Annotated in this window: 1 protein-coding gene; it reads left to right on the top strand. The window is 63.8% G+C overall.

The features are described 5' to 3' along the window. Positions 1-508 (top strand): phosphonate ABC transporter, permease protein PhnE (gene phnE, locus CKO31_RS26490; protein ID WP_200244025.1); only part of this gene is annotated, 508 nt, incomplete at both ends.

Genomic DNA, 508 nt, shown 5'->3' with positions numbered 1-508 from the left:
AGTATCGCCGGAACGGCCCTTGCCATCGTCTTTTCCATCCCCCTCGGATTGCTGGCGGCGCGCAACACCAGTCCTCATCCGATCATGTTCCAGGCGGCACGGGGGCTGCTCAATACCCTGCGAGCCATCCCCGAGCTGATCATGGGCATCATCTTCGTCGCTGCGGTCGGCTTCGGTGCCTTGCCGGGGGTGTTGGCCCTTGGCTTTCACTCCATCGGCATGGTCGGCAAGTTCATTTCCGAGGCGGTAGAACACGTGGACGTGGCGCCCATCGAGGCCGCGCACGCCGCCGGAGCAACGCGCTTCCAGGTCATCACCCACGGCGTGATGCCCCAGGTCATGCCCCAGCTCGCGGACGTGACCATTTACCGGTGGGAATACAACTTTCGCGCTTCGACGGTGATGGGCATGGTCGGGGCAGGCGGCATCGGCTTCGAGCTCATGAGCTCGCTACGCCTGATGCGTTACGACGAGGTCTCGGCCCTGCTGCTGCTCATCCTGCTCATGG

It is taken from the genome of Thiohalocapsa halophila (assembly GCF_016583825.1).
Classification (GTDB): Bacteria; Pseudomonadota; Gammaproteobacteria; order Chromatiales; family Chromatiaceae; genus Thiohalocapsa; species Thiohalocapsa halophila.
This window is presented reverse-complemented; position numbering and strand designations above follow the sequence as displayed.